Source organism: Agromyces luteolus (genome assembly GCF_009729855.1).
Taxonomy (GTDB): domain Bacteria; phylum Actinomycetota; class Actinomycetes; order Actinomycetales; family Microbacteriaceae; genus Agromyces; species Agromyces luteolus.
In genome coordinates, this window is the sequence record NZ_WODA01000023.1 from 183,004 (window position 1) to 204,339 (window position 21,336).

A 21,336-nucleotide genomic window follows, 5' to 3' on the forward strand; every position below is an offset into this window, starting at 1 on the left:
CTCAGCTCCCCTTCTTGCCGCGGAGCGACAACGAGACGGCGATCAGGATGATGACGCCGCGCACGATCTCCTGCTGCGCGACGGTGAGGCCGGCCAGGAGCAGGCCGTAGTTGATCATGCTCATGAACAGGCTGCCGACCACGGCCCCGATCATCGACGCCCTGCCGCCGGTGAGCGCGGTGCCGCCGACGATGACCGCGGCGAGCACGCTCATCAGGTCGGTGGTGCCGAGCGTGTAGGTGGCCCCGGCGAGGCGACCGGCGTAGAGCAGGCCGGCGAGCGCGGCGGTCGTGCCGCTCAGCATGAACACCGCGATGCGCACGCGCGTCACCCGGATGCCCGAGACGCGAGCCGCCGAGGCGGTGTTGCCGACGGCGAGCACGTGGGCGCCGAACCGGCGCTGGCGGAGGACGTGCCATCCGATGACCGCCGCGACGGCCGACCACCAGATGAGGATCGGGATGCCGAGGAGGGTGCCGCCGCCGAAGAGCCATCCGAAGGCCTCATCGGTCACGGGGACCGACTGGAGGTTCGTGATCTGCTGCGCGAGGCCCGCGACGAGCCCCATCGTCGCGAGCGTGACGAGGAACGAGGGCAGCCGCACGAGCGTCACGAACAGGCCGTTGACGAGGCCGACCACGGCGCCGACCGCGAGCCCGGCGAGCGCGGCGACCCACCACGCACCTGAGACCTGGAGGGTCACGGCGGCTGTGAGGGCCGCGAGGGCGACGGTCGATCCGATCGAGAGGTCGATCTCGCCGAGGCTGAGCACGAACACCGTTCCGACGGCCATGATCGTGATCGGCGTCGCCTGCGTGACGATGTTGACGAGCGTCGTGCCGTTGAGGAAGCTCGCGCCCTGCGTGGCCGCGAAGTACAGGAACACCACGACGAATCCGACGTAGACGACGTACTGGCGCCACGAGCGGACGACGAGCTGCACCCCCTTCTCGGCGGGCGCCCTGGTCGGGGCGATGGTCATGCGTGGACTCCTTCGTGGGTGCGGCCGGCGGCCGCTCTGGCGAGGTGCAGCGCTCCGAGCACGGGCGCTTCGCCGCCCAGCTCGCTGATCGTGACGGGGAGGTCGGTCCGGCCGAGGCGGGCGAGCCAGGCGCGGACGGCCGCGAGGAGCTCGGGGCGCGAGCCGATCCCGCCGCCGAGCACGAACCGGCCCGGGTCGACGATCGCGTCGACGGCGGCGATCGCGTGGGCGACCCACTTCGCCTCCTCGTCGATGGCCGCGATCGCGCGGCCGTCGCCGCGTGCGGCGAGGTCGAAGACGTCCCGGGCGGATGCCTCGGGGCCGAGGCGCGCGGCGAACGCGTCGCCCGCGACGACCTCCTCGAGCGGTCCGCGCCGGTGGGCGGCGGGGTCGAGAGGGTCGCCCCCGATGGGCAGGTACCCGATCTCTCCCGCGGCGTTGCCGGCCCCGCGCACGAGCGCGCGGTCGAGCACGACGCCCATCCCGATCCCCGTGCCGATCGAGACGAAGGCGAAGTCGTCGTGCCGGGCGCCGACGCCGGCGACGAGTTCGCCGAGCGCGGCGACGTTGGCGTCGTTCTCGAGCACGACGGCGGCGCCGAGCGCGAGCCGCAGCTCGTCGGCGAGGCTGAACGAGGCGAGGTCGCCGAGGTTCGGCGCCTGCTCGAATCCGCCGTGCGCGTCGACGGGGACGCCGGCACCGCCGATGCCGATCGCGCGCACCGCGTCGACCGGCGACGAGACCGCGGCGCAGAGCTCGTGCACGAGGTCGACGACCTGGGTCACGAGCGCCCGCCCGCCACCGGCGGCCGTGGCCTGCTCGACCTCGGCGAGCGGGCGGCCGGGCGCCGCGCCGCTGCCCGAGTCGTCGAGGGCGGCGACGCCGGCGCGCACCTTGGTGCCGCCGAGGTCGATGCCGACGACCAGCCCGCGCCCGACGCGGTTCTCCGTGACGTACTCGCCCGCGCCGTTCATGCGCCCACCTCCAGCAGGCGCGCGGGCGTGCGCGCCGTCATCTGCTCGATCGCGTCCTCGGGCACCCCGTTCGCGGCGAGCGCCGGGAGGAAGCGCTCGGCGAGGTACGCGTAGCCGAGCTGTCCGTGGGTGCCGGGGTTCATCCACACCTCGGCGCCCGTGAGGTCCTGCGCGAGCACGATGCGCTCGGCGTACCCGTCGGCGACGAGGTCGGCGACGAACGCGACGCGGCCCTCGTCGGAGCGGGCGAACGACCGCTTCGGGAACTCCCCGTCGGGCCGGTCGGGTGCCGGTTCCAGGAAGAAGTCCCACACCTCCTTGCCGATGGTGTCGACGGCGATGAGCGCGCCCCGGTCGAGGATGCTCCTCGCCAGGTCGACGCTGAGCTGCGTGTCGAGGTGGCCGATCACGACGCGGTCGAGGTCGGCGCCCTCCGAGGCGAGCAGGTCGACCTGCTCGTGCGCCATGGTGCCGTGCGTCGTGTGCGTCATGATCGCGAGCCCGGTCTCGCGGTGGGCGCGTGCGACGGCGCGCAGCACGCGATCCTCGAAGGGGGTGATCTCGCCGAGGCTCGTCGCCTGCTCGCCGAAGACCCCGGCGCGGATGCCGCTGCCGCCGATGCCGTCGACGGCGTCGGCGATGAACCGGCTCGTGAGCTCGTCGATGGTGGCCTCCCGCGCCCAGACGGGCGCGTAGGCCTCGAGGTACAACGCGGTACCGCTGACGATGTGCAGCCCGCTGCGCTCGGAGACCTCGGCGAGCATCGCGATCTCCGCGCCGTCCGGGTCGCGCCCGACCACGCCGTACGGCGAGAGGTCGACGGCGGTGCCGAAGCCGCGCGCGGCGAGTCCGGCGAGCGCGCCCACCGCGAGGTCGATGCGGTCGTCGCGCGTGCCCGCGGTCAGCCACGGGCCCGGCGTCAGCGAGAGCAGGTGCTCGTGCGGCATGATCCGGCCGAGCTCGGAGGAGGGCACCCGACCGCGCACGGTCATGACGTCGGCCATCCGATGTCCTTTCGTTTCGTTCCGGCGGATCGCCGGGGCGGGAGGGGCCGCGAGCCGGTCGGGCCCCTCCCCCGATGATCAACCGCCGGTGACGCTCGCGGGCGGCTCGACGCCGTAGTCGGCCTGCCAACCCTCGACGAGGTTGTCGGCGGTGACCTTGGTCGGGTCGGATGCCACGAGCTCGGGCGCGTCCTTGCCGAGCACGCCGTACGCTCCCGCCCGGGCGAGCCCGGCGCCGATGTCGAGCGACCCGTTGCCGACCATGCCGGCGACGTTGGTGCCCGTGACCATGGCGGCGGCGACGGTCGTGTCGAGGTCGTTGGTGACGACCTGGATGTCGGTACGGCCGGTGGCGCGGATGGCAGCCAGCACGCCCTGGGCCGCGGTGGCCCACGAGACGTAGATGCCCGTCAGGTTCGGGTTCTTGGCGATCATTGCCGCGGCGGCGGCCTGCGTCGCGGTCTCGTCGGCGAAGCCCTGCTCCTCGACGACCGTGATGTCGGGGTACTCGTAGGCGAGCCAGTCGGTGAACGACCGGTCGCGCTGGTTGGTGAACCAGAAGTTGGCGTTGAAGGTGAGGACGCCGACCTCGCCCTCGCCGTCGAGCGCGTCGCCGAGGATCTCGGCGTTCGCACGGCCGGCCTTCGCGAGGTCCTCGGTGACGATCGAGACGAACTCGTCGCCCGCGGCGTATCCCTCGGGCGGCGTGGTCATGATGACGAGCTTCGCGCCCGCGTCGAGGATCGGCTGGAACGACTTCGCCGCGGAGGTCGGGTCGACCGCGATGGCGACGACGATGTCGGGGTCGAGGGCCATGACGGTCTGGACGTTGTTGGCCTGCGTGCCCGCGTCGAAGTTCGCCTGCGTGCTGGCGACGACCTCGATGCCGAGCTCCTCGAACTCGGCACGGGCGCCCTCCTCGACGGCGGCGACGAAGTCGCCGGAGGTGTGCCACACGAACGCGGCGGTGTAGTCGCCGGCCTGCACCTCGGCGAGCTCGTCGTCGGTGAGCTCGAGTTCGGCGAGCGCGCCGGGCACCTCGCCGTTCGGGCCTTCGAACTCGAGGCTGGGCTCGGCGGCGGCCGCGCTCGGCTCGGCCGGAGCGGCGGCGGTTCCCTGGGCGGCGCAGCCGCTCAGCATGAGGGCGGATGCGACGGCGCCGACGAGCGAGACCCGGAGGACTCGCGTCGGGGCGAACGGTGATCGTGCCATGGTGTGGGACCTTCCTGTGCGGGACGTGACCTGGGTGCGACGACCGGCCGGCCTGGTGCATGTCGACGGCGAGCGTGCGCTGTCATTTTGATTTCATCCAGCAATCAAAGTCAAGGGAATTCTCGGAAATCGCCGTGCCGAACGCGCCGGAGCCTCCCCCGCAGCATCCGTCTGCCATGATTTACGCTCAGATTGCACTGAAATCGGGGAGAGCGATGGTCAACGACACGCGACAGCTGAACCGGATGGCGGTGCTCACCGAGCTCCTCCGCATCCGGCCGGCGAGCCGGAAGCAGCTCGCCGCGGCATCCGGCCTCTCCGCCGCGACGGTCACTCGCGCGGTCGAGCAGCTCATCGCCGAGGGCGTCCTCGTCGAGACATCCGAGCTGGTGTCGGAACAGCGCGGCCGCCGGGCCGTGCTGCTCGACGTCGTCGCCGACCGCACGTTCGTCGTCGGGGTCGACCTCGGCGCGTCGAACGCGCGCATCCTGCTCGCCGACCTCGTCGGCACCCCCGTCGAGCGACGCGAACTCGCGACACCGGTCCGAGCGGATGCCGCGGAGCTCGCCGAGTGGCTCGCCTCGGCGGCACGCGACCTCGCGGGCGATCGGTGGGACCGCGTCGAGCGCCTGTACCTGGGCCTGCCGGGCGCGGTCGGGCGCGACGGCTCGACGATCTCGAACGCGCCGAACCTGCCGCAGGTGGAGGCGCCCGGCTTCCTCGAGCTCGTCCGCCTCGCCGCGGACCGGCCGGTCGGGGCCGACAACGACGCGAACCTCGCCCTGCTCGGCGAGCAGCACTTCGGCGCCGCGCGCGCGGCGCCCACGGCGGTCATGGTCACGATCGGCGCCGGCCTCGGTGCCGGCATCGCGATCGACGGCCGGATCCTCCGCGGGGCGCGCGGCGTCGTGGGCGAGTTCGGGCAGCTGCCCGCGGGCCCCCTCGGCACGCGCCTCGAGCTCATGGTGACCGGCCCCGGCATCATGCGCCTCGCCGCCGAGGCCGGCGTCCGGCTCGGCTCCCCCGCCGACCTCTTCGCGACCGACGCCTCGGAACCCGTGCGCGCGCTCCGCGCGCACTTCGACCAGGCGATGCTCATCGTCCTCACCGCCGCGACCGTGTCGTGCGAACCCGAGGTCATCGTGCTCGGCGGCGGCATCGCGAAGTCGCTCGCCCGCGACCTCGGCCGCTACGAGACGGTCCTCGAGCACCACCTGGGCACGGCGCCGCGCCTCACGGCCTCCGAGCTCGGCGACTTCGCCGGCGCGACGGGCGCCGTGGTCGCCGCCCTGCACGAGGTGTACCGGTCCATGGGGATCGACGAACGCGCCTTCGGCGACCTGCCGGTCGCCGCGGCGGTCTGACGATTCAGAGCAGGATCGAGAGCGGCTGCTCGATCCGCCGCTGGAACGCGGCGAGCCAGCGGGCCGCGAGCGCGCCGTCGAGCACGCGGTGATCGGCCGACAGCGTCACGGTCATGATCGCCGCGACGCCGAGCCCGCCCTCGTCGTCGACGACCGGCATCCGGCGCGCCGCCCCGACCGCGAGGATGCCCGCGTGCGGCGGGCTGATGATCGCGGAGAACTCAGTGGTGCCGTACATGCCGAGGTTGGAGACCGCGAAGCTGCCGCCCTCGAGCTCGTCCTGGCGGAGCCGGCCCGAGCGTCCCCGCTCCGCGAGGTCGGCCGTCGTCGCCGCGAGCTCGACGAGCCCGAGCCGGTCGACGCCGCGCACGACCGGCATGAGCAGTCCGTCGTCGATCGCGACCGCCACCGCGATGTCGGCGCTGCGATGCCGGTGGATCACCGTCTCGCCCCACGTCGCGTTGGCCTCCGGCACGTCGGCGAGGGCCCCGGCGCACGCCTTCACGACGAAGTCGTTCAGCGAGACCTTGACCGGCGCGGCCTCGTTCACGCGTCGCCGGAGCTCGAGCAGCTCGTCGACACGGCAGTCCGCGCGAAGGAAGAAGTGCGGGACGGTGGCGGAGCTCTCGGTGACGCGGCGTGCGATGGCGCGTCGCATCCGGGTGAGCGGGACCTCCTCGACGAGTTCGGCCGGAGCGGCCGCGGTCGCCGATGCGGTCGCCGCGGCGGCCGTGGTCTCCCCAGGCTGTGACGCGGATGCCGCGCCCGCCGCCTGTGCTTCGAGGTCGCGCCGCACGATCCGACCGCCGGGGCCGGTGCCGTGCAGCCGCGCGAGGTCGATCCCCTGCTCGCGGGCGAGCCGTCGCACGATCGGGCTCGCGAACAGGCGACCCTCGCCGACGGCCGACCCGGTCGCGGGCGCGGCATCCGGCGCTGCATCCGGCCCATCTCCGTCGTCGACGGTCTCCCCCGGCGCCCCGATCACCGCGATCGGCTCGCCGATCGCGACCGCGGCGCCCGGATCGACGAGCAGCCGCAGCACGGTCCCCTCCGCCTCGGCCGCGTACTCGACGACGGCCTTCTCGGTCTCGACCTCCGCGAGCGGGGTCCCGACCGAGACCTCCTGCCCGGTCTCGACGAGCCAGGCCTGGATCGCGGCCTCGGTGACCCCGGCGAGCACCTCCGGCATCCGGACGACGGTCGCCATCACGCACCGCCCATGCCGGCGCGGAGCGCCTCGATGCCCGCGACGACCTCCTCGGTGCGCGCGATCGCCGCGCGTTCGAGCACCTTCGAGATGCTCGGGCTCGCCTCGCCGCCCGTCACCCGCTGGACCGGTTGGTCGAGCCAGTCGAAGCATCGTCGCTGGATCTCGTCCGCGAGCCATCCGCCGTACGACGTGCCCCGGGCTCCCTGTTCGACGATCAGCACGGCGTTGGTCTTCCGCACCGATGCCTCGATCGTCTCCCAGTCGATCGACGCCCGGTCGAGCCAGCGCAGGTCGATGACGTCGGCGTCGAAGCCGGTCTGCTCGACGGCCTCGAGGCAGTGCCGCACCATCGAGAGGTAGCTGATGATCGTCGCGTCGTTCCCCGTGCGCCGGATGCCGGCCCGGCCGAAGGGCAACTGGTAGTCGAGGTCACCTTCCGGGATCTCGTCCGGGAGGCCGTACAGGTCGACGTGCTCGATGACGAGCACGGGATCGTCGAGGGCGAGCGCGGCGTTCATGAGCCCGACGTAGTCGGCCGCGGTCGACGGCGCGACGATGCGCCATCCGGCACTCGTCGCGAAGATGCCCGCGGGATCCATGAGGTGCTGCGAGCCGTAGCCCGACCCCATGGCGACCTTGGTGCGGAGCACGAGCGGCACCGGGTTCACGCCGCCGAACATGTGCCGGGCCTTGCCGATCTGGTTGAAGACCTGGTCGGCGGCGACCCACATGAAGTCCGGGTACATGAACTCGACGACCGGCCGGAAGCGGCCGTCGAGCGCCATGCCGCCGCCGAGCCCGACGAACGCGTTCTCGCTGATCGGGGTGCCGAGCACGCGGTCGGGGAATCGCGCTGCGAGCCCCTTGGTCGCACCGTTCGTGCCGCCGGCGAGGCGGTGCACGTCCTCGCCCATCACGACGATCCGCTCGTCGGCCTCCATGCGGCGGCCCATGACGGATGCCACGGCGTCGACGAACTTCGCAGGCGCCATGGGCACGTCGGCGCCGATCGGCTCGAGCGTGCGCGCGCCCGCGAGTTCGCTCGCGTCGCCGCGGACGCCGACGTCGACGAACTCCGGATCGGGCCAGAGGTCGGGGCGGATGCGCCGCTTGCCCTCTCGTTCGGGGTCGTCCTCGAGCAGCTCGCCGGTCGCCGCCCGCATGGCGGCCAGCGCCTGCTCGCGGACGCTCGCGAGATCGTCGGCCGAGGCCAGGCCGAGTCGCTCCAGCTCCCCGGCGACCCGGAGGAGGGGGTCGCGTTCGCGCCACTCGGCCTCCTCGTCCTTGCTGCGGTACCCGAACGCGCTGCCGGGGTACGGGCCGTTCTGGTGGAAGTAGCGGTACACCTCGGCTTCGATGACGGCCGGTCCGTCGCCGGCGCGGATCACCGCCTCGGCCTCGCGCATCGCGAGGTGCACGGCGAGCGGGTCCATGCCGTCGACCCGCCAGGCGGGGATGGCGAACGCGAGGCCGCGTGCCGAGAGTCGCGGCTCGGCCGTCGACTCGTCGACATTGGTGGAGACGGCGTACCGGTTGTTCTCGATGAAGAACGCGAACGGCAGCTCCCACGCCGCGGCGAGGTTCATGGTTTCGAGCACCGAGCCGATGTTCACCGCCCCGTCGCCGAAGTAGCTCACGGTGAGGTCGCTGGTGCCCGCGTGCCGCTGCGCCCACGCGTTGCCGGCGCCCATCGGCACGCCGCCGCCGACGATCGCGTTGGTGCCGAGCGCACCCGCCTCGAACCACTGGAGGTGCATCGACCCGCCCCGCCCGCGGCAGTAGCCCTGCGCGAGACCGAGGATCTCGGCGAGCGTCTTCTGCAGCACCTCCTGGACGGGCGGGGTGGCGACGCCCGCGAGGCCGTGCCGTCCGCCCGCGACGTGCGTGAGCGCCTTCGCGAGGAACTGGTGGTGCCCGCGGTGCGAGCCGTTGACCGCATCGCTCGAGCGGAGGCCGATGATCGAGCCGACCGCCCCGCCCTCCTGACCGATGCTCGAGTGCGCCGGGCCGTGCACGAGCCCGTCCGCGGCCAGGTCGAGGACCGTCTCCTCGAAGGCGCGGATGAGATGGAGCTGGGCGAGCATGCCCGTGAGCAGCGCGGGGTCGGCCGCCTCCCAGTCCTCGGGCGTCGTCGCGAGTTGGATCCACGGCCGGGCCGGATCGAGCGTTCTGCGTTCGGGCATCGTCCCTCTTCTCCGTCGATGAAGGATGCGTGCGCGCGATGCGTGCGCTGGTCCTGATGCTAGACCCGATTGCATCCAATCGGAACCCTTCGCACGTCACATCCTCGACTTTCTCCATCCGAAGGGCCATGCTTGTATCCAATCAAGGAGGATGCGATGCCACTCCCCGGGATGCGCGGCAGCGATCACCTCGGCGTCACGGTGCCCGACCTCGACGAGGCAGACGACTTCCTCGTGCGGGTGCTCGGCGCCGAGCGCTTCTACGAGCTCGGCCCGTTCGCGTTCGACGAGGGCGACTGGATGGCCGAGCACCTGAACGTGCACCCGCGCACCGTGATGCGGCGGCTCCGGTTCTACCGCCTCGGCAACGGCACGAACCTCGAGGTGTTCGAGTACGAGCCGGCCGACGGCCAGCGGCCGGTGCCGCGCAACAGCGACCTCGGCGGCCACCACCTCGCGATCTACGTCGACGACCTCGACGCCGCCGTCGAGTACCTCCGCGCCGAGGGCGTGCGCGTGCTCGGCGAGCCGACCGTCAGCCGCAACGCGAGCGAGGGCCAGCGCTGGGTCTACTTCCTCAGCCCGTGGGGCATGCAGTTCGAGCTCGTGAGCTTCCCCGACGGCAAGGCCTACGAGCGCGGTCTCGACCGCACGCTCTGGCACCCGGCGCACCCGAGCCGTTAGGCATGAGGGCATGACGGTCACGACAGGCGGGCGCAGCACGCGCGGCGGCGACGCGGGCGCGCGCATCGCGGAGCAGCTCCGGGGGCGCATCCTCCGGGGCGAGGTGCCGCCGGGCACGCGCATCCGCCAGGAGGACGTGGCGGCGCAGTTCGGCGCGAGCCGCGTCCCCGTCCGCGAGGCGCTCCGGATCCTGGAGCACGACGGCCTCGTGACGCTCGTGGCCAACACGGGCGCCTGGGTCTCGCGCCTGACGCTCGCGGAGTGCGACGAGATCTACCAGATGCGCGAGCGGCTCGAGCCGCTGCTGCTCCGCCTCAGCGCGCCCCACCTGACCGAGGCGGACCTCGACGACCTGCAGCGCCTGGCCGAGCGGATGTCGGAGACGAGCGACGTCGACGAGTTCCTGGAGCTCGACCGCGCGTTCCACCTCGGGGCGTATCGCGGCGCGACGACGACCCAGCTCGGCGAGCTCGTCGTGAAGCTGTGGAACACCACGCAGCCGTACCGCCGCGCCTACTCCCGGTCCATGGGCGCGGATGCGGCCCGCATCGTGCACGACGAGCACCACCTGATCGTCGCGGACCTCCGCGACGGCGACGTCGACGACGCCGAGCGCGTGCTGGCGGGCCACATCCGACGCACCCGGCGGCGGCTGTCGCGGCATCCGGAGCTCTTCGAAGCCCTGCAGGCCTGAGGCCCGGGCACCGACGCGCCTCAGGTGAGCGCCGCGACGAGGGCCTCGAGGTGCGACGGGTCGGGTTCGAGCTCGCCGCGCTCGATGCGGTGCGCCAGCGCGACGACCGCCGCGTTCACGGGGGTGGGGACACCGACGCGCCGGCCCTCCGCGACGACGCGCCCGTTGAGGTCGTCGACCTCGCTGCGCCGACCCTTCCGCCAGTCCTGGAGCACGGTCGTGGTCGCGCCGGGCACGACGAAGCCCGCGAAGAGCTTGTCGGTCATGATGTCCACGACCCGGTCGGGGTCGGCCACCTCGTCGGGCTGGAGCCCGAAGATCGGCAGGATCGGATGGCCCAGGGCGACGCCCACGGCGAGCGCCTCGTTCCCCGCCGCGACCATCACGTCGCGGAAGCGCGGCAGGTGCAGCGCGTCGAGCATCGGCAGCCCGAGGATCGCCGAGGTCACGAGCAGCGTGCTGTTGCTGACGAGCTTCATCCACTTCGCGGCTTGGATGTCGTCGACGGCCTGCACGGCGCCGGAGTGGTGGAGCAGCGCGGCGATCTCGTCGACACGCTCGGCCGGGCCGCCGGGCAGCGCCCCGACCGCGAACCACGAGCGCGGCACGCCCGTGTGGCGCTCGACGACCCCCGGCGTGTCCATCGTCGCGGAGCACTCGATCACCGACCCGATCGCTCGGCGTGCACCGACGACCTCCTCGACCGTTCGGGCGGTCATGCCGTTCTGCACGCCGACCATGAGGCCGTCGTGCTCGAGGTACGGCGCGATGAGCTCGGCCGCCCACCGGGAGTCGTACGCCTTCATGAGCATGAGCACGACGTCGAAGCCGTGCTTGAGCTCGGCGACCTCGCAGAGGTGCATCGTCCGCGGCCGCACGTGCAGTTCGCCCTCCGGTGAGTGGATGCGCAGCCCGTCGGCGCGCATGCGCTCGACGTGGGCCGGCCACTGCTCGATGAGCACGACGTCGAGCCCCGCCGCCGTGAGGTCGGCACCGATCGAGGCCCCGTTGGCCCCCGCCCCCAGCACCGCGATCCGCTGCTCGCCCATGACGCCTCCGCACCTCCATCGGAACGCGACGAGGATACAGCAGCGATGTACACCGACGCGCCGGTTCGCTGATAATTTGGACGAATCGAGCCTTCGATGTTCATCGAGGGTGAACACTTCTCGACGACGAGAGCAGGAGCCATGATCCTCCACATCGCCACGTTCCGCTGGAACGACGACGTCACCGAGACGGATGTCGCGGACCTCACCGACGCCCTCCTCGAGATGGCCGGCCGCATCCCGGAGATCCGCTCCTATGCCGCGGGCCCGAACCTGCACCTGCGGCCCGCCGGTGCCGACTACGGCGTCGCCGCGATAGTCGAGGATGCCGCGGGGCTCGACGCCTACCTCGACCACCCGTCGCACAAGGGCGTCTACGACCGGCTGCTCGGCCGCATGATCGCGGAGCGCAGCGCCGTCCAGCTGCCGGTCGAGGAGGGCTCGTTCCGGTGAGTTCCATGCGCGCCGCGGTGCTGCACGAGGTCGGGCGGCTGAGCATCGACGAGGTGCCCGTGCCCGAGCCCGGGCCCGGCGAGGTGCTGATCCGCGTCGGCGTCTGCGGCGTGTGCGGCAGCGACGCGACGGAGTACGGTCGTGGGCTCGTGCTCGCGCAGCCGCCGGTGACGCTCGGGCACGAGTTCGCCGGCACCGTCGCGGCGGTCGGCGATGGCGTGACCTCGGTCGCGGTCGGCGCGACCGTGGTGTGCGGAGCGGGCGTCTCGTGCGGCGAGTGCGGTCCGTGCCGGCAGGGGCGCACGAACCTCTGCCGCAGCTACACGACGATCGGGTTCCATCACGACGGCGGGCTCGCACAGTACGTGACCGCTCCCGCGGGCATCGTGCTCGACGTGTCCGACTCGGGCCTGCCGATGGACACCCTCGGCCTCGCCCAGCCGATGGCGATCGGGGTGCACGCGGTGCGCCGCAGCGGCCTGCGCGAGGGACAGGAGGCGGTCATCGTCGGCGTCGGCGGGATCGGCGCGTTCATCACGTTCGCGGCGGCGGCGACCGGTGCGCGCGTGCTCGTCGTCGACCCGAACGACGAGCGACTCGAGCTCGGTCTGCGGCTGGGTGCCGCGAGCACGCTGCGTGCGGGCACGACGCCCCTCGCCGAGCATCTCGCCGCGGCCGGCCTGGAACCCGACGTGTTCTTCGAGGTCAGCGGCTCCGCTCCCGGCCTGGCCTCCGTGCTCGAGGCGGCGAAGCCCGGCGCGACGATCGTGCCGGTCGGGGTGCAGCGCGGCGAACCGCAGTTGCACCTCGCGCGGGTGACCCTCGGCGAGTTCCTCGTCGTGGGCACGGTCGCGCACGTCTTCGCGACGGACTTCCCCGACGCGGTGCGCCTGCTCGGCACGAGGCACGACTGGTCGGATGTCGCGGGCGAGGCGATCCCGCTCGAACGTGTGGCCGACGATGCGCTCGAGCCGATGCTGCGCGGCGGACCCCGACGGATCAAGACACTCGTCGATCCGTGGATCTCCGAGGCGCGCCCCGCGGTGCACGTCCGCGACTAGCTCGCGCGTCAGGCCCCGAGCTCGTCCATCGAGCGCAGCACGTCGACCGCCGAGCCGATGGCCGGAGAGCCGGTCGACGTGTCCGTACCGGGCGCCGTCGGCATCGACTGGTTCTGCTGGCGACGCCCGACGACGAACCAGACGCCCTTCGCGACCGTGTCGCCCTCGTTGACGTAGAGGTGCGGGCGCACCGAGTCGAACTCCAGCGAGTCGCCGGGGCCGAGCGTGTACGTGTCGAACTCGAGGTGCAGCGTGAGCCGCCCCTCGATGAGGTACGCGTACTCGACGCCCGCGTGGCGCATGAGCTTGCCCTCGACGGAGCTGCTCGCGCCGGGCTCGTACGTCACGAGGAGCGCGTCGGCGGGCCCGCTGCTGCCGACGGCGAGGCGCTCCCACCGAACGCCGTTCTCCATCTCGATGACCGGGTTCTCGTCCGCCCGCTGGACGGGAGGCAGTGCCGGCCCGCGGTGCCCGTAGAACGGCGCGGGCGCCCCGCCGGGCGCGCCGATGCCGAGCAGGTCGTCGAGTGAGGCGCCGAGGTGGTTGGCCAGGGCGTAGAGGGTCGCGACCGACGGCTGGGTCTTGCCGATCTCGACCTGCGAGATGAGGCTCGCCGAGACCCCGAGCGCCTGCGCGACGCTCCGCAGGCTGAGTCCGCGCTGCAGGCGTGCTTCGCGAAGGCGTTCACCGAGGCTGTCCGCCATGTGTGGTTCCCCTGTTCCCTGGGCCGCGGCCGCGCGCTCCGTTCCGGCGCGGCCGTCGTGGCCATTGTAGGGCTCGACGGGTCCCGAAATGTTAAGCTGTGCTGTACGCGGCGTACAGTGGCGCGCGGAGGAAACGTCAAGGAGGTCTCGATGAAGAGCACCGGTTCGACCGGACCCAACGCCGTCGACTGGGAGGAGCGCGTCGACATGTCGCGGCTCCGCGACGATCGCCTCTCGCGACTCAAGGCGCAGCTCGAGGCATCCGACCTCGGCGCCGTCCTGGCGTTCGACTTCTCGAACATCCGCTACATGAGCGCCACCCACATCGGCACCTGGGCGATGGACAAGCTCATCCGCTTCGCCCTGCTCACGCGGAACACCGACCCGATCGTCTGGGACTTCGGATCGGCCGCGAAGCACCATGCGCTCTACAACCCGTGGCTCGACCTCACGACGGCCGAGATGGACGCCGACCCGAACGCCCCGCACGAGGGCGCCAAGCGCCCGCGGCTCGAGTCGGGGGCCCGCGCCGGCATCTCCACGCTTCGCGGCGCGTTCCCGCCCGACGCCGAGATCGCCGAGGGCCTGGCGAAGAAGATCAAGCGCGAGCTCGAGAAGTTCGGCGTCGCCGACCAGCCGCTCGGCGTCGACGTCATCGAACTCCCGGTGCTCTTCGCCCTGCAGAAGGAGGGCATCGACGTCGTCGACGGCCAGCAGCTGTTCATGGAGGCCCGGCGCATCAAGACCCCCGACGAGATCCGGCTGCTCACCCAGGCCGCGTCGATGGTGGATGCCGCGTACGAGGAGCTCTACCGGTTCCTCCGCCCGGGCGTGCGCGAGAACGAGGCCGTGGGCCTCGTCGCGAAGACGCTGTACGACCTCGGGTCGGAGTACGTCGAGGGCGTGAACGCGATCTCGGGCGAGCGCTGCTCGCCGCACCCGCACGTCTTCTCCGATCGGCTGATCCGGCCGGGCGACCCGGCGTTCTTCGACATCCTGCACAGCTGGAACGGCTACCGCACCTGCTACTACCGCACGTTCGCGGTCGGCTCCGCGAGCTCGGCCCAGCGCGACGCCTATACGAGGGCGCGCGAGTACATGGACCGGGCGATCGCGCTCGTGAAGCCGGGCGCCACGACCGCCGACATCGTGAAGGTCTGGCCGACGGCGCAGGAGTTCGGCTTCCCCGACGAGGAGGCCGCCTTCGCCCTGCAGTACGGACACGGGGTCGGCCTGTCGATCTGGGAGAAGCCGATCTTCTCGAGGCTGACGTCGCTCGACCATCCCGAGGAGCTGCAGGAGGGCATGCTCTTCGCGCTCGAGACGTACTGGCCGTCGGCCGACGGCTGGGGCGCGGCCCGCATCGAGGAGGAGGTCGTCGTCACGGCCGACGGCTGCGAGGTCATCACGAAGTTCCCGGCCGAGGAGTTGATCGTCGCCGGTCGCCGCTACTACACGGTGGACGGTCCGCTGAACCTCGAGCGCGACTCGCAGTCGCACCGCAACACGACGTGGGGTCGGGGGGAGGCGTGACGACGCTCGGGTTCCTCGGCCTCGGGACGATGGGGAGCGGGATGGCGCGCCGACTCGTCGACGAGGGGCACGCCGTCCTCGCCTGGAACCGCTCCCCCGCGGCCGTCGACGAGCTCGTCGCGGCCGGCGCGGAACGTGCGGCCACCGCGGCCGACGCGCTCGCGGCGGACGTCTCGTTCGCGATGCTCGCCAACGACGAGGCGGCCGAGGCGGTGCTGACGGATGACGCGATCCACGCCGCCGCCGGGCGCACGCACGTCATGATGGCCTCGATCAGCCCCGCGCTGGCGGACCGCCTGACCGAGCGCTTCGACCGCGGCGGGGCCACGTACGTCGCGGCGCCCGTGCTCGGGCGGCCCGCGGTGGCGGCGGCCGGGCAGCTGAACATCATGGCGGCCGGGCCGGCCGACGCGGTCGACGTCGCGCTGCCGTACCTCGAGGCCCTGGGCTCCCGGATCTGGCGACTCGGCGAGCGCCCATCGGTCGCGAACGCGGTCAAGGCGGCCGTGAACTACAACATCATCCACGCCATGCAGGCCCTCGGCGAGTCGATCGCGATGACCGAACGCCAGGGCGTGCCCGCCGGGCAGTTCGTCGAGCTGCTCTCGAGCACGCTGTTCGGCGGGGTGGTCTACGGCGGGTACGGCGGCATCATCGCCGAGCAGCGCTACACGCCGCCCGGCTTCCACATCTCGCTCGGCCGGAAGGACCTCGGCCTCGCCGAGGAGGTCGCGGCGGCGGGCGGCGTGACGCTCGCCACGCTGCCCGCACTGATCGAGGTGTTCGAGCGCGCCATGGCCGATCCCGACCTGAAGGACGCGGACTGGAGCGCCATCGCCGAGGTCAGCCGGCGCGACCTGCTGTGAGTCCCGGCGGCGGCCGGTGAGCCCCGGGAGCGGCATCGGCGTCCGCTCAGGCTGGACATCTGCGACTAGGTGATGCTCCAACCACGGTCGACGTAGAGGTTCACGGCGGACACGCCGCGGTTGCGGAGCAGGAACTGCACGGCGTCGACGACGTCGGCCATCGTGGCGAGCTTCCCGCCCGGCGTGCGGCGCTCGTACTGCTCGAGCACCCCCTCGGGCTTGTTCGCCCAGAAGGGGCTGTCCCCGATGATGCCGGGGTGGAGCGCGTTGACGCGGATCGGCGCGAGCTCGAGCGCGAGCGTGTTCACGAGCCCGGTCACGCCGCCGTTGATCGAGGAGACGGTCGTCGATCCCGGGTACGGCAGGTCCTTCGCACGCCCGCCGAACAGCACGATGCCCGTGTCGACGCTCGGCTCCAGCCGGTCGATCAGGGCATGCACCGTCTCGGTGTAGCCGATGAGCTTGAGGGTGACCAGCCGTGTCGCGCGCGCGATGTGGTAGTCGCGCACCGTGTTCTGGTCGCGCTCGATCGCGGCGAGCACGAGCCCGTGCACCTGGCCGATCGAGCCGAGCTGACCGGCGATCGTCTCCGGCTCGGAGATGTCGAGCGCGACGCCGGTCGCCCCGGGTCCGAGCGACTCGGCGATCGCCTCCGTCCGGGCCCGGTCCCGCCCGGTGATCACCGCGCGGTCGCCGCGCGCGATGGTGTCGCGAGCGAGCTCCAGGCCGATTCCCGACGTTCCGCCGACGATGACGATCGTCCTCGCGTTGTCTGCCACCGCTCAGGCCTCCTGAAAGTGTTACTGGACATCGTTGTGCAGCATTGCTTAACCTGAGTCAAGCCGACCGATTCGGTCGAAGTCAAGCGGCCCACCCGCCGCCGACGCCGTCTCGGTGGCCTGCGCGACGACGCGCACGACTGCGAGTCAAGGAGGATGAGCGTCAGAATGAGCGGCACCCCGGCACCCCAGCCCGGCCAACCCATCGTGTTCCGCAACGGGATCGTCCTGAAGATGGACGACGCCCACACCGTGCTCCCGGACGGCGACGTCCTCGTCATCGACGGGAAGATCGCCGAGGTCGGCACCGACGTGGCGGCACCCGACGGCGCCTTCGAGATCGACGCGAAGGGCGGCATCCTGCTGCCCGGCATGGTCGACACCCACCGCCACATGTGGCAGACCGCCATGCGCGCCTACGGCGCCGACTGGACCCTCACGCAGTACTTCGTCTGGTACTACCTCGAGCACGGCATGAAGTTCCGACCCGAGGATGTCGCCGCGGGCAACCTCGTCTCGGCGCTCGACGCCGTCGAGTCCGGCGTCACCACCGCCGTCGACTGGTCGCACGGCCTGCGCACGATCGACCACGGAGAGGCGGCGTACGAGGCGCTGGCGACCTCGCCGGGGCGGTTCGTCCTCGCATACGGCAACCTCGCGCAGGCACCGTGGGAGTGGACGCAGGATCCGGCGATCCGTCGCCTCATCGAGCGCGCGCGCGACGACTCCCGGCTCTTCGGCGCCCAGATCGCGTTCGACGTCCCGGGCGACGAGAGCTTCCCCGAGCAGCCCGCGTTCGACACGGCACGCGAGCTCGGCCTGAAGGTCACCACGCACGCCGGTGTCTGGGGTGCGACGAACGACAACGGCATCCGCCTCATGTACGACCACGGCGTCATGCAACCCGGGAACATCTACGTGCACGCCGCGAGCCTGAGCGACGAGTCGTACCAGATGATCGCCGCGACCGGCGGCTCGGTGGCGCTGGCGACCGAGAGCGAGATGACCTGCGGCCAGGGCTACCCGCCCGCGCACGCACTGCGCAAGCACGGCATCCCGGCCTCGATGTCGGTGGACACGAGCGTCTGGTTCAGCGCCGACATGTTCTCGGCCATGCGCACCACGATCGGCGCCGATCGCGCACTCGAGCACTACATCGCGCACCAGACCGACGAGACCGTGACGCACGCCACCATCCGCGTCGAGGAGGTCGTCGACTGGGCGACCCGCGGCGGCGCCAAGGCGCTCGGCCGGTGGGACGAGATCGGCAGCCTCGAGCCCGGGAAGCTCGGCGACGTCGTGCTCATCAAGAACGACGACTCCCCAACGATGGTGCCGATCGTGAACCCGTACGGACACGTCGTCTACCAGGTGGGCCGCGGCGACGTGCACACCGTGCTCGTCGGCGGCGAACCCGTCAAGTGGGACGGCAAGCTCGTCGCCGGCGACCTGCCGTCGGTGAGGGCGAAGCTCGAGGACACGGTGGAGTACCTGCGGAGCGAGCTCGGCGAGGAGACCTGGAAGGCGGGCATGAACCCCGAGATCCCCGAGACCGAGATCCTGTCCAACCCGTACCAGTACCGCCGCAGCGACGCCCAGCACGCGCACTGACCCGGGGCGCGGGCGATCGCACCCCCACGATCGCGACCCGGAGGCCCGGCCCGTTCCCCCAGGGAGCCGGGCCTCCGTCCCGCGCGCGTCACCCGCCGCGGGCCCTTCGGCCCGTGCCGCGTCACCACGGCCCGCGCTAGCCTCCCGCCATGACTGCTGCCACCACCCCGCAGACCGACCGCTGGAACGTCTTCGCGATCATCGCCTTCGTGACCGTGTGGTTCACGGTCATCCTCGGCCTGATCTTCGGCCACCTCGCGCTGTCGCAGATCAAGAAATCGGGCGAGAAGGGCCGCGGGCTCGCGCTCGCCGCGGTCATCATCGGCTGGATCGCCGTCGCGCTCGGCGCGCTCACCGCGATGTTCTTCCTGATCTTCGGCGGGTTGGCGATCTCGGCCAACACGTAGCCGCGGCGCGCCCCTCGGCTCCCCTACTGCCGCGCCAGCGCGGCCCGCAGCTCCGCCTCGTGGTCGACGATGTGCTCGCCGGACACGTCGAACACCACGCGGCGGATCGTGCCGGTGAACTCGAACGGCGCGGTGTACGCATCCGTCAGCGGCGCACCGGCGTCGAGTCCCACCGCCACGCCGGAGGCGAGACCGAGCATGATCGGGATGGTGACCGGCAGGTCGCCGCTGCCGATCGGCTCGCCGTCGACGAACAGCGTGACGGTCGCGGGCGTGCCCTTGCCCTCGCGGATGCTCGGCTCCCCCGTGGGTGCGAACTCCATGCTCAGGATGTGCGTGCCGGCCGGCACGTCGGTGTCGCTCCGGACGTGGAAGTACTCGGCGGCCACGTAGTTGTACGTGTAGACGAGTCGGCCGTCCTGCACGTAGAGGCTGTAGCCACCGTCGACGCCGCCCTGGCTGACGAGCACGCCCTCGGCGCCACCCTCCGGGATCTCGACGAGCGCGTTGATGGTGTGCGGGCGGTTCACGAGCCGCGGTGCGGCGCTTCCCGCGACCTCCGACGTGTGCGGGAAGTACACGTACCGCGAGCGGTCCTTCGCGATCACCGGGCGCTGCTCGGCGAAGCGCTGCTGGCCCCGGCCGTCGACGGGCAGCACGTTGTACTTGCCGGCCTCGACGTACCAGAGCGAGATGAGCTCGACGAGCTTGTCGGGGTACTGCGCGGCGAGGTCGTGGTTCTCGGCGAAGTCCTCCGCGACGTGGTAGAGCTCCCAGCCGTCGGCGTCGAGCTCGCGCAGCACGTCGGCCGTGATCGGGTCGCCGAACGCACGCCCGGACTCCGCGAACGAGGTCCCGGGCCACGGGCACACCGCGCGCCATCCGTCGTGGTAGATCGAGCGGTGCCCGATCATCTCGAAGTACTGCGTCGTGTGCAGCGAAGGGGCGGATGCCTCGACCAGCGCGTCCTTGAAGCTGACGCCCTCGATCGGCGACTGCGTGACGCCGCGGATCGCGTCGGGCGGCTCGATCCCGAGCAGGTCGAGCACGGTCGGCACCATGTCGATGGCGTGGGCGTACTGGGTGCGGATCTCGCCGCGCGCGGGGATGCGGTTCGTCCACTGCACCATGAACGGGTCGCTGATGCCGCCGCGGTAGGTCTCGCGCTTCCACCGCCGGAACGGGGTGTTGCCGGCCCAGGTCCAGCCCCACGGGTAGTGGTTGAAGTACTTCGGCCCGCCGAGGTCGTCGATCGCGGCGAGGTTCTGCTCGAGCGAGTCGGGCACGAAGTTGAAGAACTTGTTCTCGTTGATCGAGCCGGTCGGTCCGCCCTCCGCGCTCGCGCCGTTGTCGGAGATCAGCATGATGAGCGTGTCGTCGAGCACGCCGAGCTCCTCGAGGAAGGCGAGCAGCCGCCCGATCTGGTGGTCGGTGTGCTCGAGGAAGCCGGCGAAGACCTCCATCATGCGGGCGTAGAGTCGCCGCTCGTCGTCGGAGAGCGAGTCCCACTGCTGCACGTCGGGGTCGTGCCGCGAGAGCTCGGCGTCGGCGGGCACCAGGCCGAGCTCCTTCTGCCGTGCGAAGGCCCGCTCGCGGTAGACGTCCCAGCCCTCGTCGAACGCGCCCGCATAGCGGTCGGTCCACTCCTTCGGGGCGTGGTGCGGCGCGTGCATCGCGCCCGTGGCGAAGTAGGTGAAGAACGGCTTGTTCGGCGCGACCTGCTTCGCGTCGGCGATGAACGTGATCGCGCGGTCGACGAGGTCCTCGGTGAGGTGGTACCCCTCCTCGGGCGTCTTCGGCGGCTCGACGCGGTGGTTGTCGTGCACGAGCTCCGGGTAGTACTGGTGCGTGTCGCCGCCCAGGAACCCGTAGTACCGCTCGAACCCGCGGCCGAGCGGCCACCGGTCGTACGGCCCCGCCGCGGTCGTCTGGTCGGTCGGCGTCAGGTGCCACTTGCCGACCGCGAACGTGTTGTACCCCTCGCCCTTCAGGATCTCGGCGAGGAAGCCGTTCTCGAACGGCACGTTGCCGTCGTAGCCGGGGAACCCGGTGGAGGTCTCGGTGATCGCCGCCATGTGGTTGGAGTGGTGGTTGCGACCGGTGAGGATGCACGTGCGCGTCGGCGAGCAGAGCGCGGTCGTGTGCATGTTCGCGAAGCGCACGCCGCCCGCCGCGATGCGGTCGATGTTCGGGGTGCGGATCGGGCTGCCGTAGCATCCGAGCTGCCCGTAGCCCATGTCGTCGATGACGATGAAGAGCACGTTGGGTGCGCCGTCGGCCGCGCGCAGCGGCTCGGGCCAGGCCGGCGACGACTCGTCGAACGTCCGCCCGATCACGCCCGGGAACGTCGTTCCGGGTCGGTACTCGTGCAGCTGCGCTTCCTCGGACATGGTCTCCCCCAGACTCGGCCGTGCCGCGGCGGCGCGGCCCCCGTCGGAACCTAACAAGGGGCCGCGCGCGGATTCGGGCCTTCGGTCCCTTGCGCGGGCGGCGCGACCCGCCCACGTCGGTCGTCGCGGCGCGCAGCCCGCACTCCCGGCCCGTGCCGACGAGGGGATCGGTCGGC

The 21,336-nt window shown here is 71.9% G+C and carries 19 protein-coding genes; 9 read left to right on the forward strand and 10 right to left on the reverse strand.

Annotated features, from left to right (window positions below):
* Window position 1: 1 nt before the first annotated feature.
* The 4 genes from GLX25_RS12745 to GLX25_RS12760 form a co-directional block, all read right to left on the reverse strand.
* Complete coding sequence (locus GLX25_RS12745; RefSeq protein ID WP_155842821.1) at window positions 2-982, reverse strand: ABC transporter permease; 981 nt, start codon at window positions 980-982, stop codon at window positions 2-4.
* Window positions 979-1,956 carry an ROK family protein gene (locus GLX25_RS12750; protein ID WP_155842822.1) on the reverse strand — a complete coding sequence of 326 codons (978 nt, stop codon included), beginning with the start codon at window positions 1,954-1,956 and terminating at the stop codon, window positions 979-981. Before GLX25_RS12750 ends, GLX25_RS12745 begins: the two co-directional genes overlap by 4 nt.
* Entirely contained in the window at window positions 1,953-2,960 is a 1,008-nt protein-coding gene (locus tag GLX25_RS12755) for a phosphotriesterase family protein (protein WP_155842823.1), read from the reverse strand. Before GLX25_RS12755 ends, GLX25_RS12750 begins: the two co-directional genes overlap by 4 nt.
* Window positions 2,961-3,038: 78 nt before the next feature.
* Window positions 3,039-4,172 (reverse strand): substrate-binding domain-containing protein, encoded by a 1,134-nt coding sequence (locus GLX25_RS12760; protein ID WP_155842824.1) that lies wholly within the window; start codon window positions 4,170-4,172, stop codon window positions 3,039-3,041.
* Window positions 4,173-4,387: 215 nt separating this feature from the next.
* Here GLX25_RS12760 and GLX25_RS12765 point away from each other — a divergent pair, with 215 nt between their 5' ends.
* A complete protein-coding gene (locus tag GLX25_RS12765) occupies window positions 4,388-5,536 on the forward strand; it encodes an ROK family protein (RefSeq protein ID WP_166548787.1) in 1,149 nt (382 codons plus the stop codon).
* Between the two features lie 4 nt (window positions 5,537-5,540).
* On the opposite strand, the gene GLX25_RS12770 is transcribed toward GLX25_RS12765, so the two are convergent.
* Complete coding sequence (locus GLX25_RS12770) at window positions 5,541-6,743, reverse strand: dihydrolipoamide acetyltransferase family protein (RefSeq protein WP_155842826.1); 1,203 nt, start codon at window positions 6,741-6,743, stop codon at window positions 5,541-5,543.
* Window positions 6,743-8,929 carry an alpha-ketoacid dehydrogenase subunit alpha/beta gene (locus tag GLX25_RS12775; protein WP_155842827.1) on the reverse strand — a complete coding sequence of 729 codons (2,187 nt, stop codon included), beginning with the start codon at window positions 8,927-8,929 and terminating at the stop codon, window positions 6,743-6,745. The genes GLX25_RS12770 and GLX25_RS12775 overlap by 1 nt, the downstream gene beginning before the upstream one ends.
* Before the next feature lie 156 nt (window positions 8,930-9,085).
* Here GLX25_RS12775 and GLX25_RS12780 point away from each other — a divergent pair, with 156 nt between their 5' ends.
* Window positions 9,086-9,613: a VOC family protein gene (locus GLX25_RS12780; RefSeq protein ID WP_155842828.1), complete on the forward strand. Its 528-nt coding sequence runs from the start codon at window positions 9,086-9,088 to the stop codon at window positions 9,611-9,613.
* A 10-nt stretch (window positions 9,614-9,623) separates the two neighbouring features.
* Window positions 9,624-10,307, forward strand: a complete 684-nt coding sequence (locus tag GLX25_RS12785; protein WP_155842829.1) for a GntR family transcriptional regulator — start codon at window positions 9,624-9,626, stop codon at window positions 10,305-10,307.
* A gap of 20 nt (window positions 10,308-10,327) precedes the next feature.
* On the opposite strand, the gene GLX25_RS12790 is transcribed toward GLX25_RS12785, so the two are convergent.
* Window positions 10,328-11,356, reverse strand: a complete 1,029-nt coding sequence (locus tag GLX25_RS12790; RefSeq protein ID WP_155842830.1) for a ketopantoate reductase family protein — start codon at window positions 11,354-11,356, stop codon at window positions 10,328-10,330.
* Window positions 11,357-11,497: 141 nt separating this feature from the next.
* Between GLX25_RS12790 and GLX25_RS12795 the strand changes: the two genes are divergently transcribed.
* Together GLX25_RS12795 and GLX25_RS12800 are read left to right on the forward strand one after the other, a co-directional pair.
* Window positions 11,498-11,809, forward strand: a complete 312-nt coding sequence (locus GLX25_RS12795) for a Dabb family protein (protein WP_166548788.1) — start codon at window positions 11,498-11,500, stop codon at window positions 11,807-11,809.
* Window positions 11,810-11,814: 5 nt separating this feature from the next.
* The gene (locus GLX25_RS12800) at window positions 11,815-12,870 is read left to right on the forward strand and encodes a zinc-dependent alcohol dehydrogenase (RefSeq protein ID WP_240898360.1); all 1,056 of its coding nucleotides are present in this window, start codon (window positions 11,815-11,817) and stop codon (window positions 12,868-12,870) included.
* Window positions 12,871-12,878: 8 nt separating this feature from the next.
* On the opposite strand, the gene GLX25_RS12805 is transcribed toward GLX25_RS12800, so the two are convergent.
* Window positions 12,879-13,574, reverse strand: coding sequence for a helix-turn-helix domain-containing protein (locus GLX25_RS12805; RefSeq protein ID WP_155842833.1), 696 nt, complete (start codon window positions 13,572-13,574; stop codon window positions 12,879-12,881).
* A gap of 150 nt (window positions 13,575-13,724) precedes the next feature.
* Here GLX25_RS12805 and GLX25_RS12810 point away from each other — a divergent pair, with 150 nt between their 5' ends.
* Together GLX25_RS12810 and GLX25_RS19400 are read left to right on the forward strand one after the other, a co-directional pair.
* On the forward strand, window positions 13,725-15,107 hold the full coding sequence (locus tag GLX25_RS12810) for a M24 family metallopeptidase (RefSeq protein WP_155842834.1): 1,383 nt from the start codon (window positions 13,725-13,727) through the stop codon (window positions 15,105-15,107).
* Window positions 15,104-15,973 carry an NAD(P)-dependent oxidoreductase gene (locus GLX25_RS19400; protein WP_166548789.1) on the forward strand — a complete coding sequence of 290 codons (870 nt, stop codon included), beginning with the start codon at window positions 15,104-15,106 and terminating at the stop codon, window positions 15,971-15,973. The genes GLX25_RS12810 and GLX25_RS19400 overlap by 4 nt, the downstream gene beginning before the upstream one ends.
* A 65-nt stretch (window positions 15,974-16,038) precedes the next feature.
* Here the strand turns inward: GLX25_RS19400 and GLX25_RS12820 are convergent, their stop codons facing one another.
* Entirely contained in the window at window positions 16,039-16,752 is a 714-nt protein-coding gene (locus tag GLX25_RS12820) for an SDR family oxidoreductase (protein WP_166548790.1), read from the reverse strand.
* A 168-nt stretch (window positions 16,753-16,920) separates the two neighbouring features.
* Here GLX25_RS12820 and GLX25_RS12825 point away from each other — a divergent pair, with 168 nt between their 5' ends.
* Window positions 16,921-18,363 carry an amidohydrolase family protein gene (locus tag GLX25_RS12825; RefSeq protein WP_155842835.1) on the forward strand — a complete coding sequence of 481 codons (1,443 nt, stop codon included), beginning with the start codon at window positions 16,921-16,923 and terminating at the stop codon, window positions 18,361-18,363.
* 149 nt (window positions 18,364-18,512) lie between these two features.
* Window positions 18,513-18,770 carry a DUF4190 domain-containing protein gene (locus GLX25_RS12830; protein ID WP_155842836.1) on the forward strand — a complete coding sequence of 86 codons (258 nt, stop codon included), beginning with the start codon at window positions 18,513-18,515 and terminating at the stop codon, window positions 18,768-18,770.
* A 23-nt stretch (window positions 18,771-18,793) separates the two neighbouring features.
* Here GLX25_RS12830 and GLX25_RS12835 read toward each other — a convergent pair whose 3' ends face one another.
* A complete protein-coding gene (locus tag GLX25_RS12835; protein WP_155842837.1) occupies window positions 18,794-21,160 on the reverse strand; it encodes an arylsulfatase in 2,367 nt (788 codons plus the stop codon).
* Window positions 21,161-21,336 lie beyond the last annotated feature (176 nt).

What these genes read in the sequence shown, in the direction of transcription:
- GLX25_RS12745 (WP_155842821.1), bottom strand. Translation starts at nt 982, where the DNA reads ATGACCATCGCCCCGACCAGGGCGCCCGCCGAGAAGGGGGTGCAGCTC.
- GLX25_RS12750 (WP_155842822.1), bottom strand. Translation starts at nt 1,956, where the DNA reads ATGAACGGCGCGGGCGAGTACGTCACGGAGAACCGCGTCGGGCGCGGG.
- GLX25_RS12755 (WP_155842823.1), bottom strand. Translation starts at nt 2,960, where the DNA reads ATGGCCGACGTCATGACCGTGCGCGGTCGGGTGCCCTCCTCCGAGCTC.
- GLX25_RS12760 (WP_155842824.1), bottom strand. Translation starts at nt 4,172, where the DNA reads ATGGCACGATCACCGTTCGCCCCGACGCGAGTCCTCCGGGTCTCGCTC.
- GLX25_RS12765 (WP_166548787.1), top strand. Translation starts at nt 4,388, where the DNA reads ATGGTCAACGACACGCGACAGCTGAACCGGATGGCGGTGCTCACCGAG.
- GLX25_RS12770 (WP_155842826.1), bottom strand. Translation starts at nt 6,743, where the DNA reads ATGGCGACCGTCGTCCGGATGCCGGAGGTGCTCGCCGGGGTCACCGAG.
- GLX25_RS12775 (WP_155842827.1), bottom strand. Translation starts at nt 8,929, where the DNA reads ATGCCCGAACGCAGAACGCTCGATCCGGCCCGGCCGTGGATCCAACTC.
- GLX25_RS12780 (WP_155842828.1), top strand. Translation starts at nt 9,086, where the DNA reads ATGCCACTCCCCGGGATGCGCGGCAGCGATCACCTCGGCGTCACGGTG.
- GLX25_RS12785 (WP_155842829.1), top strand. Translation starts at nt 9,624, where the DNA reads ATGACGGTCACGACAGGCGGGCGCAGCACGCGCGGCGGCGACGCGGGC.
- GLX25_RS12790 (WP_155842830.1), bottom strand. Translation starts at nt 11,356, where the DNA reads ATGGGCGAGCAGCGGATCGCGGTGCTGGGGGCGGGGGCCAACGGGGCC.
- GLX25_RS12795 (WP_166548788.1), top strand. Translation starts at nt 11,498, where the DNA reads ATGATCCTCCACATCGCCACGTTCCGCTGGAACGACGACGTCACCGAG.
- GLX25_RS12800 (WP_240898360.1), top strand. Translation starts at nt 11,815, where the DNA reads ATGCGCGCCGCGGTGCTGCACGAGGTCGGGCGGCTGAGCATCGACGAG.
- GLX25_RS12805 (WP_155842833.1), bottom strand. Translation starts at nt 13,574, where the DNA reads ATGGCGGACAGCCTCGGTGAACGCCTTCGCGAAGCACGCCTGCAGCGC.
- GLX25_RS12810 (WP_155842834.1), top strand. Translation starts at nt 13,725, where the DNA reads ATGAAGAGCACCGGTTCGACCGGACCCAACGCCGTCGACTGGGAGGAG.
- GLX25_RS12825 (WP_155842835.1), top strand. Translation starts at nt 16,921, where the DNA reads ATGAGCGGCACCCCGGCACCCCAGCCCGGCCAACCCATCGTGTTCCGC.
- GLX25_RS12830 (WP_155842836.1), top strand. Translation starts at nt 18,513, where the DNA reads ATGACTGCTGCCACCACCCCGCAGACCGACCGCTGGAACGTCTTCGCG.
- GLX25_RS12835 (WP_155842837.1), bottom strand. Translation starts at nt 21,160, where the DNA reads ATGTCCGAGGAAGCGCAGCTGCACGAGTACCGACCCGGAACGACGTTC.